This window comes from Pseudomonas sp. JL2 (genome assembly GCF_031570495.1).
Taxonomy (GTDB): domain Bacteria; phylum Pseudomonadota; class Gammaproteobacteria; order Pseudomonadales; family Pseudomonadaceae; genus Aquipseudomonas; species Aquipseudomonas rhizophila.
The window spans coordinates 75,431-92,189 of record NZ_JAKUDH010000014.1; the positions used below are offsets into that span (position 1 = coordinate 75,431).

Consider the following 16,759-nt stretch of genomic DNA (forward strand, 5'->3'; position numbering starts at 1 on the left):
GCTGCCTGTTCCGACAGGCAGCTGGTGACGGCTTTTTACTGCTTCTCAACCACAGAAAATGGTTCCGACTGTTCAGGGCTCGGCAGACAAATGGGGGGCAACCGCTGGAAATATTTCTGTGTCTTGTAGGTGGAGGAGTACAGGCCATGCGCAGTTGGCAGCACTGATTTCAATGGTCGTATTTCGTTAACGATTTTCGATTATTGTTGGCTCATCTTGTCACTCTTGACCCAACGACCATGACCGATCCCCTCAAGACCGACCGCCGCCCCTGGGCTGTATTTCTGATATTCCTTCGCCTAGGGCTGACCTCCTTCGGCGGCCCAATCGCTCACCTGGGCTATTTCCGCGATGAGTTCGTGGTGCGCCGACAATGGTTGAGCGAGCGCAGCTATGCGGATCTGGTTGCCCTTTGCCAGTTTCTGCCAGGGCCGGCCAGCAGCCAGGTCGGTATCGCGCTCGGTCTGTCGCGCTCTGGCTATCGCGGCGCGCTGGCCGCGTGGCTGGGCTTCACCTTGCCTTCCGCAATTGCCCTGATCTTCTTCGCACTCGGCATCGCCAGTTATGGTGATGCCATGCCTGCTGGCGTGCTGCACGGTTTGAAGGTGGTGGCCGTGGCGGTGGTCGCCCAGGCGGTCTGGGGCATGGCGCGCAATCTGTGTCCTGATGCACCGCGTATTTCCATCATGGCGGCGGCGACCTGCTTCGTGCTGCTCGTACCCTCTGCCTGGGGGCAAGTGAGTGTCATCATCCTTGCCGCCATCGTCGGCCTGCTGCTGTTCAAACCACAGCAGGGCGAGGCCCATGATCCACTACCGATCAGCGTGCGACGTCGCGTTGGCTTGTTCTGGCTGGCCCTGTTCTTTGCCCTGCTGCTGGGGCTGCCGTTGCTGACAGCTGTGTTCCCGAACCAGACATTGGCGATGGTGGATGCCTTCTACCGCTCCGGTTCGCTGGTATTCGGTGGCGGGCATGTCGTACTGCCGCTGTTGCAAGCTGAGGTCGTACCAACAGACTGGGTCGACAACGACGCATTCCTTGCGGGCTATGGCGCGGCGCAGGCCGTGCCGGGTCCGCTGTTCACCTTCGCAGCCTTTCTCGGCGCCTCGATGAACCAAGCACCCACTGGCTGGCTTGGCGGCCTGATCTGCCTTCTGGCGATCTTTGCGCCGTCTTTCCTGCTTGTGGTGGGGGCCTTGCCGTTCTGGGAACACCTGCGCCGTAACCTGCGCACGCAGGCTGCACTGCTGGGCATCAATGCGGCCGTGGTCGGCCTGCTGCTGGCCGCTCTCTACCAGCCGGTATGGACCAGTGCGATTCATGGCCCGAAAGACTTTGGCCTGGCCCTCGTGGCACTGGTGGCGTTGATGTTCTGGAAGCTGCCGCCGTGGCTGGTCGTGCTCGGCAGCGGTATCCTGGGCGGGTTGTTGAGCATTGCCCTGTGAGAGGCGGCGAGTGACCGACAAAGACCTCTATGGCGGGTTGATACGCCTGCACATCCTGCACCACGCCGCTGAGGCTCCCATTTTCGGGCTGGCCATCATCGAAGAGTTGCGACACCACGGCTAAGCGATGCAAGACAAGTCCCACTGGGAGTCCGTGTACACCCACAAGGCAGCCGACGCGGTGAGCTGGTACCAGCCACATGCAGACAGCTCCCTCGCGCTGATTCGTCAAACAGGTATCGCTGCGGATGCTGCGATCATCGATGTCGGCGGCGGTGCTTCGACCTTGGTGGACGACTTGTTGGCAGCGCATTACAGCGACCTGACCGTGCTCGATATTTCGGCCGCCGCGCTCGATGTGGCGCGTCATCGACTGGGAGGCGCCGCCAGCGCCGTACATTGGCTGGAGGCAGATATCACCCAGGTGGACTTTCCCGAGCACCGCTTCGCGCTCTGGCATGACCGCGCTGTGTTCCATTTTCTAACCGATGCCGCAGACAGAGCGCGTTATCTCAACGCTGTGGGGCGTGCGGTCAAGCCTGGCGGCTTTGTGGTCGTGGGCACCTTCGCCGAGGACGGCCCGGAGCAGTGCAGCGGTTTGCCTGTCAGACGATACAGCGCCGACACCCTGTACGATGAGTTTGGCGCGCAGTTTGAGCTGCTGGGGAAGGCTGAGGAAAACCACCATACGCCGTTTGGGACGGTGCAGAAGTTCCTCTACTGCTATTGCAGAAAGCTCGGCTGACGTCTTTCCGGTGAGACGACAGTAGGCGGCCCTGTTAAGTACTCCTATCGAGCACTGTCCCCGTTTTTCGGGGCACGAGAAACTTGGACGAATGGCAGCTCCTGGCCGGTTTCTGCCTGTTGCGTCTCTGCTGCCCACTGGCCAAGTCGGATGCACGCGGTGGTCAGTACCAATGCAATTGACTGGTCAAATGGGTGCAATTGCGCAGGTATGGACTTCAAGCCCCAATTTCCTGGAAAAGAGGTTCTTTCTATGGACATCCGACATCAGAGATTGAGTAGCGGAATGTCTGAGCTGAAGTCATGTCCATGGCTGTTCTTCTTTCCTTTAGATTGACGAAGCCTTCGCGGATCTGACCGGCATCGACAGCCGGGATGCCCTCGGGCGGAAGATCCGCAGCCAGGTGCTGCGCTGCACCGGCATCCCGGTTGGGGTAGGGATCGCTCACACGAAAACCCTGGCAAAGCTGGCGAATCACACGGCTAAGCGGCTCCAAGTGCAAACCGGCGGCGTGGTCGATATCTGCGACCCGTTCAAGCGCGACTGGGTGCTGCGCAACACCGACGTGTCCGAAGTCTGGGGAGTCGGTCGCAAGATGAAACTTCACCTGGACGCCATGGGCATCAAGACCGCGATGGATCTGGCGAAGGCCGACCCTTGGACGCTACGCAAGAAATTCAGCGTGGTGATTGAAAAGACGGCCCGCGAACTTGCCGGCACGCCGTGCCTGGAGCTGGATGAGCCGGATCCGCCGAAGCAGGAAATTTGCTGTAGCCGGATGTTTGGTAAACGGCTGACGGAGCTGGCACCGATCAAGGAAGCGGTGGCCACCTACATGATGCGAGCCTCGGAAAAGCTTCGGGTGCAGAAGTCGCTGTGCAAGACGATCCGCGTCAGCATCCGCACCGGCATGTTCAACCCGGAGGAGGCGAAGTACGCCAATGGCGTGTTGATTGATCTGCCGTATCCCACCGATGATGTGCGACTGCTGACGAAGGCGGCGATAGCGGCACTCGACCGGCTGTACCGCCAGGGCTTCAAATACAGTAAGGCTGAGGTGCTGCTGATGAATCTCTGCCAGACAGGGGAGTTCACCGACGATCTATTTGCAACCTCTCAAGCTGCTAACGCCACGATGTTGATGACTGTGTTGGACCAGATCAATGGGCGTTGGGGCAGAGGGACGCTGAGGCCAGCCAGCGTACCCGTCAATCCAGACTGGGGGATGCGTCGCGAGATGATGAGCAAGAGCTATACGACTAAGCTTGATCAGCTATGGACAGTGGAGTGTAAGTAGGAGCAAACGCTGTTCAGATTTGTCAAACCAGTCATTAGAATTTTTTTGTGTTATAGCATTTTTAGGAAAGTAGTCTAGTCTCGATCAAGTAGTCCCGATAAAGAACTAATCAAAAGATTCAATAGGCGAGGGTTAATGATGTTAAGTATGCAAGCGCGAGCCCCTCATAAAGGTTTTTATTTGGCTGGTGACGTCGAACTTAAAAATCCGGTAACCGTCTTGACGGGCAAAAATGGATCGGGAAAAACGAGGTTGCTTGAAAGTATTGAAGACGGTGCAACGGTGGTGGTTCTAGAAGGAGAAAGCCTTGCGCGTGCTGATATTCTACTTGTTGGATTGAATTCCTTTCAGCCCACTTTTGGGGCGGGGGATGTGATTGAAAACTATGAAGACTACATAAATAAAACTATTGATTACTTTGAAGGTAATAGAGAGAAATTTAATGCGCCTGGTAGTAGTCTCGCAATCACTGCCGTGACGAGGCAGAGGCGAATTGGTGGTGCAAGCCATCATGACATTGAGTGGCTTTGTGAAATGCTCTCCAAGAAGCTCGAGAAACCAGTGTCCGCGTTGACATCTGTCGATTTGCGACTGTTCTTTTTTGAGTCGGAGAAACAGCTCTTTGGGAGTGTCGATTTTTCTAAGGTGTGTAACAATTATTTGAGAGGTATTAATGCTAACAAATTTCAAGTGTATCTTCATGGGATTGGGGAGGGGGTGGCTGGTTACACTCCAGAAGAATATCTAAGAGTTTGTGGTGAAAAGCCTTGGATAGTTATTGATGAGATCATTGGTAGGCTGTTTAAAGGTAAATTTAAAATTAAATTTCCAGATGAGAATGCGCGTGTCTATGAGTATGTTGTAAGTCTTATAGAGGTTTCGTCTGGGTTAGCTGTTTCGATACGTGATTTGTCTTCGGGTGAGAAGACTATTTTGTGGATGGTTTTATCGCTTTACAATAGTCACTTCAGGGATAAGGTGAATGCCATTCCACCAAAGCTAATACTGCTTGATGAGCCTGATGCGTTTCTTCATCCGAGCATGGTGTCAGAAATGTATGCCGTGTTGGAAACGATTGCTGACAAGTTTGGCTCGTATATCATATTTACTACTCACTCTCCAACGACAGTAGCGTTGTCGCCTCATGAAAGTCTATATGTGGTTGGTGACAATAAGCTGGATCTAGAAGATAAAGATCATGCTATATCGGTGCTGCTAGATGGTGTGACACAGATTTCTATTGATCCCAACAATCGTCGTGAGGTTTTTGTAGAGAATAAAAATGATGCCGATGTCTATCAAAGTATTTTCTCGAGTTTAAAGACGAGGTCTAGTCTGATTGATCCTAAAATCTCGCTTTCTTTTATACCGGCGGGAGGCAAGGCTCCTGAAGACTTGTTGCGTGCTGGTTTGCGAACTTTTTTCGATATAGAAATAACGAAAGATGACGGAAGATTTTCAGAGTTTTACGAGTATGTGAATGGCGGGGGAGGGTACGGTCCGGTTAAAGGCATAGTTGATAGTCTGTGTGCAAAAGGCAGTAGGACGGTAAGAGGGATTGTTGACTGGGATAGGAGGAACAAGCCAACAGAAAATGTTGCGGTGCACGCAAGTGATTATGCCTACACATTAGAGAATGTAATGCTGGATCCATTGTGTATTGTCTATCTGTTGCACGCAAATTGGCCTAAAAGATATAAGTTTGAGATGTTTTGTGGTAAGTGCGTTGTTTTGCACGAGTGGCAATCTAATGTAGGACTTTTGCAGCGAACAATAGATGCATTTATTTTAAAGGTGATGGGGCGCGAATCAAGACGAGATGTGGATGTAGAGTATGTGTCTGGTCGAGTGTTTAAAGGTGATAGCGAATACTACTTGTGCAATGGTCACATGCTTAAAGATAAGATTGTTTACCACTATGAGTGTCTGAAGAGGTTTAATAGCAGGGAAGGTGACTTTCTGCGGGAGATTGCAGAAAAAATGGCATATTCATTAGGCGAGAATTTTATTCCGGCTACACTCGAAAAGGTCTTAGCCGAGCTGCAAAAATAATAGTTAATAAATAGTGTTGGAATGCCTGGCAGGTGATGGTAGTTGCTTGAAATTTGCTACAGAGCACAATTCGATATGTTGGATGCCCTGTGCTTATTGGAGCTGTGGAGAGATGTATGTCCAATCCATCATCGGCGCAACGCTGAACCGACGGGAGAGGGCTTGGGGTGATGCTGTGTGGGAGGGCATGAGGATCTGAGGTGACGAATGCGATGGGAGCGCAGTTTAACAGGAATGGGATGGCGAGGATGGGGATGCGCCAGTCGGTTGGGCCAGAGTTGAATAAATTTTTCCCCATTTGTTGTTGCCGATTAATTTTCGTTTTTACGACTGTCAGTACTGCGTCAACCGCCACTCCGGCAACGTGCCGCAGGTGCGTTTCACGCTGGAGGTAGCGCGGCTGACATCGGTTCCTATCGGCGCAAGGGCATCTTCGCTCGGTCGGTGGCACCCGCGTGGTGGAGTGACTTTCTTAAAATTGAGTGAGGTCCAGGCACCCCCGCTTATGCATAAGGGCGAGTGTGATGAATATTAAGGTGCAATAGTTATCCGCGTTGTCGATTTCGTGTGGTTTGAGGTTGGCAGTGGAATAGAGGTTGATGTCTTCTGTTTCCTCGGTGGGCGTATTGTAGGAGTCGTCATTCGATCCAATCAGTAAATGCGTCAGCTCATGCAGTAGGGTGTATAGATAAAACTCGTTCTGGAATCCTGCAATCTTAGGTGTATGCCGTGCGTTCAACTCAAGGCAGGGCTGATTAATCAGGATGCATAATTCAACTCCCATGAGATCCAGGAAGGCCAGGCCGTAGGTTTCTTCAGACTCTGTTGCGTCAGGGGATGTAATGGGCTGGTAAACATGACGGAAAGTGTTCAGGTCTGTGTAGATGATTTCTGATTGGAGCATTGGTTGCTGGATCAGTGACAATATCAAGCGGAGCTTTTCTCGCAGATGCTCCCGGTCGTTGAATAGCTCACCTATATGCGTGCTGATGTGCTGGGAGATGCAGGCTGGTGAGGGTGTTTTGTCGTCAAGGGTGGCGAGAATCAACTCTATCGCCGGGGGCACGGCAGTGTTGATAAAACTGTTGCTCAAGCTAAGAAGTCGAGTGTCAAGGGGCGGATCGATAAGGGGTGTGTCTTTAACGGCCTCGTATTGTTGGATAAAAGCCTGCATGTTGTTTTCATTGGATTTTAATACGCTGAGAATGTCTTCGTCAGCCATCTCCAAGGCGGAATGATATCCAAGCTGCTGAAAGCGTTTTTTTGCGTAAGTCAGTTTTTCCGTAGGGCAGGCAATAATGAAGTTCTTCATTTTTTGCATGGCGGCTGCGGTGGTGATAGTGGTGAACTTCATGGCGAACTGCTCGTACTTGGTTTTGTGTGAGGCGCCGGACTATGGATTCTGGAATAAAAGTTGGCAAGAAGTTATGTGTAAACAAGTGCGATAAGTGTTGTCGTGGAGCGGGTCTGCCTGAAGAACTCTTGCTGGACTTAATAGTTGCTTATGTTGGAAATGAATTCGCGATGCAATTGGAGCGGGTTTGCTCACGAAGGCGATCAGCCTGCCAACCAAGTGCTGACTGACACACCGCCTTCGCGAGCAAGCTCGCTTCCATAGTGGGAGTGTGTGGTAGCGGCTAGCGTGGGTCGACGTTATCCAGCGCTCGGTTCGCCAGCAAGCCGCCCAGTTCGATCAGTTGCTGAATGCCCAGGGCGACGTGGCGCCGGGAACCTTCCAGATCGAAGGCCAGGTCGCTGACCATGGCATTGGCCGAGGCCAGGGTTTCGCTGAGGTTGGCGAGCAGGGCTTCGGTGTCGATGCCGTTGACGACGGTGAAGACTTGGCTTGGAGCAGGCTCGGGCTTGGTGGGTTTGGGCTTGAGGTAGAAGTCGAGGGCGCGGTCGGCGGCTTTGCCGAATTCTTTGGCGTTAAGCGTGGTTGGATCGGTGTCTGGCGGATTAGGTGTTGGTTTGAACATAGATGAAACTCCTTGGTTAATGGAGCCGCACCTATTGCTACCAAACATTAGGTGGCGGCTATACGCAGGTTGGTAGACCGGGTACCAAGGCAAACCCAGCGCGCCACAAGGGCGCCCCACGCACAGCCGCCATAACAAACCTGCCGACGAAAGTTATCGGCGGCGTGTGTCTGCCGGAGCTGTGCGCCTTAGTTTTAACCGGGCTACCAAACCCGATCGCTGATTCGTCAGCGACCGGAAAACGATAAAGCCCGACCCCAAAGCGCACAAGCCGGCGGATTCTGGCGTAGTTGTAGGCAACGGCGCAAGGCGAGGTGGTCAGGTCCTACGCCGTGGCTGGCGGGATAAACATTTGGCTTTTCGGTGTCAGTAAACCCAAACCTCCACCCGCCGATTCCTGACCCGGCCTTCATCCTCGCTGTTGGCCGCCACCGGCATCAGGGCGCCGAAGCCGCGTACTTCGCGCAGCGCCACGCCGTGTTTGACCAATTCGCGCCGCACCGCCATGGCCCGCAACCGGGACAGAAGGTCGGCGCGCGCCGGGTCGTCCTTGGCGTCGCCAAACCCAACCAGCGTCACTCGGCGGTCGAGCTTGTCGTGCTGCTTTATATAGGCGAGCACACGCCCCAGGTCCTGCTGGGCCTTGTTGTCGAGGCTGGCGCTGCCTTCTTCGAAGCGGAAGTTGACCGACAGCCGTTGGGCATGGCGGCTCAGGGCCTGATAGCCCTCAGGCATCAGCGCATTGGGGGTGACGGCCATGGCCTGGACGGTTTGCGCGATGAACCCGTTGGCCGCGACGATGGCCTGGCCCTTTTCGCTTTGGGTGAACTCAACCAGTGCCTCGGCCCACGGGTTGGTTTCTTGCGGAGGCAGGTAAAAGAACAGTCTGCGCGACAATGGGTAGTCTTCGGTGGCGATCAGGTGGGTCAGCGGCATCATGGGCTGGGAGTCGCCGTCGACAATCGCCAGCGCCTTGGCCTGGCGCACGTAGGGCAAACCGATGAAACCGATGCCTTGCGGATCCTGGCTGACAGCGTCGGAAAGCTGTTCGCTGGATTCGAAGCGCCGGGCAGAAGGGGCCAGGCGTTTTCCTTGTCGGTTGAGCACCAGTTCCTTGAAGGTGTCGTAGGTGCCGGACTGCTCATCCCGGGCGTAGAGATGAATCGGGCCGCCGGCGCCGCCCACCGATTCCCAGGTGTTTACTTCGCCGCTGAATATCTTCGCCAGTTGCCGGGTGTCGAGCTGGCGCAGCGGGTTTTGTGGATGAAGAATGATCGCCAGGCCATCGATGGCGATGACCTGTTCGGCGCTGGGGTTTTTCAGGTCCCCCAGATGTGCCAGCTCCTTTAACTCGCTGTCCTTGATCGGTCGCGAAGAGGCCGCCAGTTCGGCGCTGGCGTGCTTGAGGGCGGAAAACCCAGTGCTGGAGCCATGGGCGGCAATGTCGATTTCCACCCGCCGACCATCGGCGGCCTGGCCGACGATACGCTGCTCGTTCTCACGGTCGGTGATTTCGGTACGGACCTTGAGCAGCCCCTGATCCACCATCAGCGCCTTGACCAGCGCCGGCCCCAGCGTAGCGCCGATGGTGTTCGAGCCTTGCAGGCGCAGCGCGGGGCCGTGTTCGGGAATCGGCAGGCCGCTGGCCCATGCCGTGAGCGGCAGCCAGAGGCCCATGAAAAAAACAACGCGCAGCCGCATGCCGACACCTTCTGAACCTGAGGAAGTGCCGGAAGATTAAGTCAGTCAGGTTACTGAAAAGTGACAGGCGTGCGACTTGTCAGCCGCAGTTCGCCGAAGATCCCTTGTGGGAGCGAGCCTGCTCGCGATAGCGGTGCAACTGCCACATTGATTTTGAATGTGCCGCCGTTATCGCGAGCAGGCTCGCTCCCACAAGGTTTGTGTATGCCCTGGATTTAGCTCAACTGCAGCCAGATCGGCGCATGGTCCGAAGGTTTCTCCATGCCGCGCAGTTCATAATCCACCCCGGCATCCTTGACCCGTGGCAGCAGCCCATGGGAGGTGAGGATCAGGTCGATGCGCAGGCCACGCTTGGGCTCGTCTTCGAAACCGCGGCTGCGGTAGTCGAACCAGCTGAAGCGGTCGGTGACGTCCGGGTTCAGGTGCCGGAAGCTGTCCACCAGGCCCCAGTTCTTCAGGCGTGCCATCCACTCGCGCTCTTCCGGCAGGAAGCTGCATTTGCCGGTTTTCAGCCAGCGTTTCATGTTGTCCGGGCCGATGCCGATGTCGCTGTCTTCCGGGGAAATGTTCACGTCGCCCATCACCACTACGGGCTGGTCGTTGCTGAAACGGCTTTCCAGAAGTTGCTGCAGGTCGTTGTAGAAACGCTCCTTGGCCGGGAACTTGGTCGGGTGGTCGCGGCTTTCGCCTTGGGGGAAGTAACCGTTCATGATGGTCACCGGCACGCCGTTGGCATCGGCGAAGGTGCCCCAGATGAAACGCCGCTGGGCGTCTTCCTCGTCGCTCTCGAAGCCTTTGTGCAACGTCAGTGGAGCCTGGCGGGAGAGCAGGGCGACGCCGTAGTGGCCCTTCTGCCCATGGTAATGCACGTGATAACCCAGGGCCTGCACCTCGGCCAGGGGGAACTGCTCGTCGTGGACCTTGGTTTCCTGCAGGCCGATCACGTCTGGCTGGTGCTTCTCGATCAGCGCCGCCAGCTGATGGGGGCGGGCGCGCAGCCCGTTGATGTTGAAGGAGACGATCTTCATGGTCGGCTGTCCTGGCAAAACTGCGATGCTAGCTGACATGTAGGAGCACGGCCAGCGTGGCAGTAGGACAAATGCGCTGCTAATGTCCTGTGCATGTAGGAACGATCAGAGCCTAATCGGGTTCGTACTCAATAAGAGCGGGGCCTCACCGAGCCTCGCCCAGGAGATTGACCGTCATGCCAGAAACCGCCACCGCCATCGCCGACATCCATATGCTCGACAGCGGTTATTCCCGCGAGGCACGTTCATTGCTCTACCAGGCCTATCGTCATGAACCGACCTTCAGCTTCCTGTTCGAATCCGAGCGGCCCGGTTATGAACATCGGGTACGGGCCACGGTGCGTGAGTTGGTCAAACAGCATTTTCTCCAGGATCTGCCGGCCATCGGCTTGCTGGTCAACGACCGCCTGATCGGCATCGCACTGATTGCTCCCCCGCAGCGCCGCCTGGGTATCACTGAAAGCTGGGCCTGGCGCCTGCGTATGGTGTTGAGCACCGGCTTTCGCTGCACCCGGCGTTACCTGGACTACCATGCCGCAGTGACGGCTTGCCTGCCGTCGGATTCTGTCCATGTATTGCCACTGCTGGGGGTGCATCCACAGTTCCAAGGCCAACACTTCGGCGAACAGTTACTGACGGCGGTGCATAACTGGTGTGCGGTGGACGAGAACTCCCAAGGCGTGGTGCTGGACACCGGCAACCCACGTTACCTGGAGTTCTATAAACGTCAGGGTTATGAGGAAATCGGCGAGATTGCGGTAGGACCCGTCCGCGAACATGTCTTCTTTCACGCCAACCCGCAGGTATTGCAGAGCGCGACGGCGTAATCCGGGGAAACTTTTGAGACATGTCCGGCTCTATCAGGCTTCCAAGCTCGTGATAGCATCCGCGCCATGAATTTCCCAGGACGAATGACCAGTGGTGCGCTCTTGCTGTCCCTCAGCTGCGCGGCACTGGCACAAAGTGAATTGGCTGTACGGGTCAAGCCGTCCAACGACCAGCTCAAGGCTAACGTAGAAGGCTATATCGGCGGCGTGGGCGATCGTGACGAAGAGGCTTTGTTGCGCTTCAGTCGTGGTGCCGAGGAACAGGCGCGCAAAGCCGCCCAGGCGCTGGGTTACTACCAGCCGCAGATCGACAGCGAGGTCGAGGGCGGCAAGACCCCGCGCCTGATCCTGACCATCGACCCTGGCGAGCCCGTGCACCTGCGCAATGTCACCGTGCGCATCGATGGCCCGGCCGCTTCCCTCAAGGCTTTTCGTGTACCGGACAACGCCGCGCTCAAACCTGGCGCGGTGCTTAATCATGGGCGCTATGAAGACGCCAAACGGATCATCCAGAACCAGGCCTCGCGCTATGGGTTTTTCAGCGGGCGATTTGTCAGCCAGAAGCTGTTGGTGGACCCCCAGGCCGGCGTGGCCGACATCGAGCTGGTCTACGACAGCGGCCCGCGCTACGCCCTGGGCCCGGTGAGTTTCGAGGGTGACACGCCCTTTGATGAAGAGTTGTTGCAGCGCATGGTGCCGTTCAAGGCGGGCGAGGCGTACGACTCGGAACTCATCGCAGAACTCAACCAGGCCCTGCAATCGAGCGGATATTTCGAAGGCGTGCGGGTGGACGCGGCACCTACCGCCGCCACGGATAACGTGATCCCGGTGGCGGTCAAGCTCGAGACCCGCAAGCCGCGCACCATGGGCCTGGGCCTGGGGTTCTCCACCGACGTCGGCCCGCGGGCCAAGGCCAATTGGACGCGCCACTGGGTCAATCCCCAGGGCCACAGTTATGGCTGGGAAGCCGAAGTGTCGGCGCCCCGGCAGAACGTTGGCCTGTGGTACGACGTACCCCTGGACCCGCCGTTGACCGACAAGATGCGCTACGCCGGTGGCTATCAATATGAAGAGCTGTCCGGCACCGATAGCCTCAGCAAGCTGCTGACCGTGGGCCCCGAATGGCACAGCAAGTTGCCCAGTGGCTGGCAACGGGTGGTGTCGCTCAAGTGGCAGCGTGAGGAGTATCGGCTCGGCGACGATTCGGGCCTGAGCACCTTGCTGATGCCGGGCGTGAGCTATTCCTACCTGCGCAGTGACAACCGCATCGATCCGCGCAACGGCTATCGCATTCAGTTCGACACCAAGGTCGCCAAGGAAGGGCTTGGGTCGGACAACAATCTTTTATATGGCACGGCCATGGTCAAGGGCCTGACTACTGTGTTCGACAAGCATCGTCTGCTGGCCCGTGCCCAGGTCGGTGGCAGTGCCACCAATGGCTACAAATCCATCCCGCCATCCCTGCGCTTCTTCGCCGGTGGCGACCAGAGCGTGCGCGGTTACGATTATCAGAGCCTGTCACCGGAAAACTCCGAAGGGGATCGCATCGGTGGTCGCTACATGGTCGCCGGCAGCCTCGAGTATCAGTATTCGATTGCGCAAAAATGGCGGGTGGCGACCTTCGTCGACCAAGGCAACTCCTTTAACAGCCTTGAGCTGCCGAGCCTCAAGACGGGTGTCGGCGTCGGTGTGCGCTGGGTGTCGCCGGTGGGGCCGATCCGCCTCGACCTCGCCCATGCGCTGGATGACGATGGCGGCATTCGCTTGCACTTTTCCATGGGGCCCGAGTTGTGAATCGTGGTTTGAAAATAGCGCTGCTGGCGCTCGGCACGTTGCTGCTGGTGGTCTTGCTGACCCTGGGCATCGTGCTCGGCACGCAATGGGGCAGCCGTTGGGCGCTTGGCGTTGTGCCGGGTTTGAGCACGGATAATTTTCAGGGACGGTTGGGCGGCCAGTGGAGTGCCGACCACCTGTTGTGGCAGCAGGACAGCAGCCGAGTGGAACTCGATCAGGTGATTTTCGCCTGGTCGCCGCTATGCCTGGCGCGCATGACCCTGTGCATCGATCAGCTCAAGGCCGGCAAGGTCAGCCTGCAATTTCCTCCGTCCACTGACGAGCCGAGCAGCGGTCCGATCACCTTGCCGGACCTGAACCTGCCGCTTGCCCTCGAACTGGGCGACGTGCAGGTCGGCAGCCTGTTGTTCAATGGCAGCGAACAGCTCAAGGGCTTGCAACTGGCCGCGCATTGGACCGCCCAGGGTCTGCAGATCGACTCGGTGCAACTGCAGCGCGACGAGCTGAGCCTGAAGCTGTCCGGTTTGCTGCAACCCGGCGGCGACTGGCCGCTGAAGGCCCAGGGCCAGTTGACCTTGCCGGCGCCAGGCGCCACGCCTTGGACGCTGGACCTGAACATCGATGGCAATCTGCTCAAAACCCTCAATCTCAACGCCGACAGCAGTGGTTATCTGCAAGGCCGGTTGGTCGGTGAGCTGCAACCGCTGGCGGACAACCTGCCGGCCAAGGTACGCATCACCGCCGACGGCTTCAGGGCCGGCGCCGATCTGCCGGATACCCTGATGCTCAATCAACTGGAGCTGACGGGCGAAGGCGATCTGAACAGCGGCTACCAGTTGCTTGGCAAGGCAACGTTGCCCGCCGGAAAAGGCCCGGTGGCCTTGCTGCTGCAAGGCAAAGTGGACGCCAACGGTGCGCAGATCGCCGGCCTGGACCTCAACGCCAGTGATCAGCAATACCTCAAGCTCACCGGCCAGCTGGACTGGCGCGAAGGCCTGAGCGCCGAGGCGAAAATCGCCTGGCTGGACTTCCCCTGGCATCGCCTCTATCCGCTGATTGACGAGCCACAAGTGACGCTGCGCAGTTTCAACGGTGAAGTGTCGTACACCGATGGCAAATACCTGGGCAATTTCCAGGCCGCACTGGACGGCCCCGCCGGAGCGTTCAGCCTGGACAGCCCATTCAGCGGCGACCTGACGACGATCCATTTGCCGGAACTCAAACTCGCCGCCGGGCAGGGCAAGGCCGAAGGCCATCTGAACCTTGAGTTTGCCGACGGCATCGCCTGGGACACGGCGCTGGAACTGTCGGCCATCAACCCGGCGTACTGGCTGGGGGAGCTGCCCGGCACCCTGGCCGGGCCGTTGCGCAGCAAAGGTTCGATGAAAAATGACCGCCTGGAGCTTGATGCGGACCTGGACCTCAAGGGCAAGTTGCGCGGCCAACCGGCGCTGTTCCAAGCCAAGGCCAACGGTGTTGGCGAGCAGTGGAACCTCAGCGCGCTGGACATTCGCCTGGGTGACAACCGCATCAACGGCACGGGCAGCCTGCAAGAAAAACTCAGCGGTCAGATCGATATCAAACTCTCGCGCCTGGCCCAACTCTGGCCGCAATTGCGCGGCCAACTGGTCGGTCGCCTCAACGTGGCCGGGACACTCAAGGCCCCCCAAGGCAAGCTCGACCTGCAAGGCACGCAACTGGCGGTGCAGGACAACCGCCTGCAAAGCCTGAACCTGGATGCGACCCTCGACAGCGCGCAGCGGGGCAAGGTTGACCTCAAGGCCAGCGGCATTCGGGCGGGCGATACGTCGCTCGGTGTCCTGATGGTGAGCGGGCAGGGCGACATCAGGCAGCAAAAACTGACCCTCGACCTGCAAGGGCCACAGCTGGAAACGGCCCTGGCGCTCGATGGCGTGCTCGACCAAGGCAACTGGCGCGGGCGTCTCAGCACTGGCAATGTGCAGGCCGGCGGCCAGGCCTGGCGGCTGCAAGCCCCGGCCAAGCTGGAGCGCCTGGCCAATGGCACGCTCAACCTGGGGGCCCACTGTTGGCGTTCCGGCGAGGCCAGCCTGTGTGGTGAGGATCAGCGCCTGATGCCGGAGCCGAAGCTGCGCTATCACCTCAAGCAATTCCCCATCGAAAGCCTGGCCCAGTGGATGCCCAAGGATTTTGCCTGGCAGGGCCGACTCAACGCCGACCTGCAACTGGACCTGCCGGCCAGCGGCCCGAACGGGCGCATTCTGGTGGACGCCAGCGGCGGCACTTTGCGGATCCGGGACAAGGACCGCGACGATGAGCAATGGCTGGACTTCCCCTACCAGACCTTGACCCTCGACAGTCGCCTGACGCCCAAGCGGATCGAAACCAACCTGAATTTCGTTGGGGCCAAGCTGGGCGAACTGATGCTCCAGGCACAGATCAACCCGTTGCCGGCCAGCAAACCGCTGAGCGGCTCGTTCCGCCTGAGCGGCCTGGACTTGTCCGTGGCGCGGCCATTCCTGCCAATGGTGGAAACCCTCACCGGTCACTTGAATGGCAGCGGCACGCTGTCGGGCGGTTTGTTGGCGCCCCAGGTCAACGGCAACCTGTTGATCAGCGATGGCGAAGTGTCCGGCCCGGAACTGCCGGTCAGCCTCGAAGACTTGCAGATGCGCGCAACGATTGCCGGTGAAACGGTGCGCCTCAACGGTGACTGGAAAAGTGGCAAAGTCGGCCGAGGCAGCCTGACCGGGGACATCGGCTGGGGCGAAGCCCTGAGCATGGACCTGGCGCTCAAGGGTTCGCAATTGCCGGTCACCGTCGAACCTTACGCGGTGCTGGAGGTGGCGCCGGACCTGACCATCACGTTGCAGGGCGAGCGGCTTTCCATCGCCGGCAAGGTCCTGGTGCCCAAAGGCGAAATCACCGTGCGCGAACTGCCGCCGTCTACCGTCAAGGTGTCGGATGATACGGTGATCGTCGGCCACCAGACCGAGGAGGGCAAGACACCGATGGCCATGGCGATGGACATCGATGTGATCGTGGGCCAGGAAAAGCTCGCGTTTTCGGGCTTCGGCCTGACGGCCAACGTAAAAGGCCAGGTGCACATCGGCGACAACATGGACACTCGCGGTGAACTCTGGCTCAACGACGGTCGCTACCGGGCCTATGGGCAACGGCTGACGGTGCGTCGGGCGCGGCTGTTGTTCGCCGGGCCCATCGACCAGCCTTACCTGGATATCGAAGCGATTCGCCAGACCGACGACGTGATCGCCGGCATTCGTTTGAGCGGCAGCGCCGAACAGCCGACCACGCAAATCTTCTCTGAACCGGCCATGAGCCAGGAGCAGGCGTTGTCTTATCTGGTACTCGGCCGGCCGCTGAGCACCACGGGCGAGGACAACAACATGCTCGCCCAGGCGGCACTGGGCCTGGGGCTGATGGGCAGTGCGGGGGTGACCACCAGCCTTGCCAACAATTTAGGGATCGAGGATTTCCAGCTCGACACCCAGGGCAGCGGCGATGCCACCAGCGTCGTGGCCAGCGGCAATCTGACGGAAAAACTCAGCCTGCGTTACGGCGTCGGCGTGTTCGAACCGGCCAACACCATCGCCCTGCGCTACAAACTCAGCAAGCGGGTGTACCTGGAAGCCGCCAGCGGCGTCGCCAGCTCCCTGGATATCTTCTACAAGCGCGATTTCTAAGCCTTCGCGCCACCCCTGTGGGAGCGAGCCTGCTCGCGATAGCGATGTATCAGCCGACTCAATGTTGACTGTAACGACGCTATCGCGAGCAGGCTCGCTCCCACATTTTTTATCTGCGTTTGTCGGGTTGTGCATAGCAAGCTAACTATTTGTTTGACATTTGCTGCCTAGGCAGTAACATCTCGACATACATTCACTGCCTAGGCAG

The 16,759-nt window shown here is 58.0% G+C and carries 10 protein-coding genes and 2 pseudogenes; 8 read left to right on the forward strand and 4 right to left on the reverse strand.

Going from position 1 to position 16,759, the window contains the following annotated elements; translation table 11 throughout:
- Positions 1-239 precede the first annotated feature (239 nt).
- From chrA to MKS85_RS18325, 5 genes and pseudogenes are all read left to right on the forward strand, one after another.
- Complete coding sequence (gene chrA, locus MKS85_RS18305; protein WP_025297810.1) at positions 240-1,445, forward strand: chromate efflux transporter; 1,206 nt, start codon at positions 240-242, stop codon at positions 1,443-1,445.
- Positions 1,446-1,455: 10 nt separating this feature from the next.
- Positions 1,456-1,566: pseudogene (locus MKS85_RS18310) on the forward strand (PadR family transcriptional regulator); the annotation flags it as partial.
- Between the two features lie 6 nt (positions 1,567-1,572).
- Positions 1,573-2,190, forward strand: a complete 618-nt coding sequence (locus MKS85_RS18315; RefSeq protein WP_025297811.1) for a class I SAM-dependent methyltransferase — start codon at positions 1,573-1,575, stop codon at positions 2,188-2,190.
- Positions 2,191-2,521: 331 nt separating this feature from the next.
- Positions 2,522-3,487 (forward strand): annotated as a pseudogene (locus tag MKS85_RS18320) (DUF4113 domain-containing protein); the annotation flags it as partial.
- A 135-nt stretch (positions 3,488-3,622) separates the two neighbouring features.
- The gene (locus MKS85_RS18325) at positions 3,623-5,539 is read left to right on the forward strand and encodes an ATP-binding protein (protein ID WP_310663086.1); all 1,917 of its coding nucleotides are present in this window, start codon (positions 3,623-3,625) and stop codon (positions 5,537-5,539) included.
- A gap of 472 nt (positions 5,540-6,011) precedes the next feature.
- On the opposite strand, the gene MKS85_RS18330 is transcribed toward MKS85_RS18325, so the two are convergent.
- From MKS85_RS18330 to xthA, 4 genes are all read right to left on the reverse strand, one after another.
- Positions 6,012-6,893 carry a hypothetical protein gene (locus tag MKS85_RS18330; protein ID WP_310663087.1) on the reverse strand — a complete coding sequence of 294 codons (882 nt, stop codon included), beginning with the start codon at positions 6,891-6,893 and terminating at the stop codon, positions 6,012-6,014.
- Positions 6,894-7,176: 283 nt separating this feature from the next.
- Entirely contained in the window at positions 7,177-7,518 is a 342-nt protein-coding gene (locus MKS85_RS18335; RefSeq protein WP_160892985.1) for a DUF6124 family protein, read from the reverse strand.
- A gap of 366 nt (positions 7,519-7,884) precedes the next feature.
- Positions 7,885-9,219 (reverse strand): phosphate ABC transporter substrate-binding/OmpA family protein, encoded by a 1,335-nt coding sequence (locus tag MKS85_RS18340; protein ID WP_274091144.1) that lies wholly within the window; start codon positions 9,217-9,219, stop codon positions 7,885-7,887.
- Between the two features lie 215 nt (positions 9,220-9,434).
- Entirely contained in the window at positions 9,435-10,247 is an 813-nt protein-coding gene (xthA, locus tag MKS85_RS18345) for an exodeoxyribonuclease III (protein WP_047229304.1), read from the reverse strand.
- A gap of 176 nt (positions 10,248-10,423) precedes the next feature.
- Between xthA and MKS85_RS18350 the strand changes: the two genes are divergently transcribed.
- The 3 genes from MKS85_RS18350 to MKS85_RS18360 all read left to right on the forward strand — a co-directional run bounded on the left by MKS85_RS18350 (position 10,424) and on the right by MKS85_RS18360 (position 16,551).
- Entirely contained in the window at positions 10,424-11,074 is a 651-nt protein-coding gene (locus MKS85_RS18350; RefSeq protein WP_173407135.1) for an N-acetyltransferase, read from the forward strand.
- Between the two features lie 66 nt (positions 11,075-11,140).
- Positions 11,141-12,868 (forward strand): autotransporter assembly complex family protein, encoded by a 1,728-nt coding sequence (locus MKS85_RS18355; RefSeq protein ID WP_173407134.1) that lies wholly within the window; start codon positions 11,141-11,143, stop codon positions 12,866-12,868.
- Positions 12,865-16,551 (forward strand): translocation/assembly module TamB domain-containing protein, encoded by a 3,687-nt coding sequence (locus MKS85_RS18360; RefSeq protein ID WP_310663088.1) that lies wholly within the window; start codon positions 12,865-12,867, stop codon positions 16,549-16,551. The genes MKS85_RS18355 and MKS85_RS18360 overlap by 4 nt, the downstream gene beginning before the upstream one ends.
- The last annotated feature ends 208 nt before the right edge of the window (positions 16,552-16,759 follow it).

What these genes read in the sequence shown, in the direction of transcription:
- chrA (WP_025297810.1), top strand. Translation starts at nt 240, where the DNA reads ATGACCGATCCCCTCAAGACCGACCGCCGCCCCTGGGCTGTATTTCTG.
- MKS85_RS18315 (WP_025297811.1), top strand. Translation starts at nt 1,573, where the DNA reads ATGCAAGACAAGTCCCACTGGGAGTCCGTGTACACCCACAAGGCAGCC.
- MKS85_RS18325 (WP_310663086.1), top strand. Translation starts at nt 3,623, where the DNA reads ATGATGTTAAGTATGCAAGCGCGAGCCCCTCATAAAGGTTTTTATTTG.
- MKS85_RS18330 (WP_310663087.1), bottom strand. Translation starts at nt 6,893, where the DNA reads ATGAAGTTCACCACTATCACCACCGCAGCCGCCATGCAAAAAATGAAG.
- MKS85_RS18335 (WP_160892985.1), bottom strand. Translation starts at nt 7,518, where the DNA reads ATGTTCAAACCAACACCTAATCCGCCAGACACCGATCCAACCACGCTT.
- MKS85_RS18340 (WP_274091144.1), bottom strand. Translation starts at nt 9,219, where the DNA reads ATGCGGCTGCGCGTTGTTTTTTTCATGGGCCTCTGGCTGCCGCTCACG.
- xthA (WP_047229304.1), bottom strand. Translation starts at nt 10,247, where the DNA reads ATGAAGATCGTCTCCTTCAACATCAACGGGCTGCGCGCCCGCCCCCAT.
- MKS85_RS18350 (WP_173407135.1), top strand. Translation starts at nt 10,424, where the DNA reads ATGCCAGAAACCGCCACCGCCATCGCCGACATCCATATGCTCGACAGC.
- MKS85_RS18355 (WP_173407134.1), top strand. Translation starts at nt 11,141, where the DNA reads ATGAATTTCCCAGGACGAATGACCAGTGGTGCGCTCTTGCTGTCCCTC.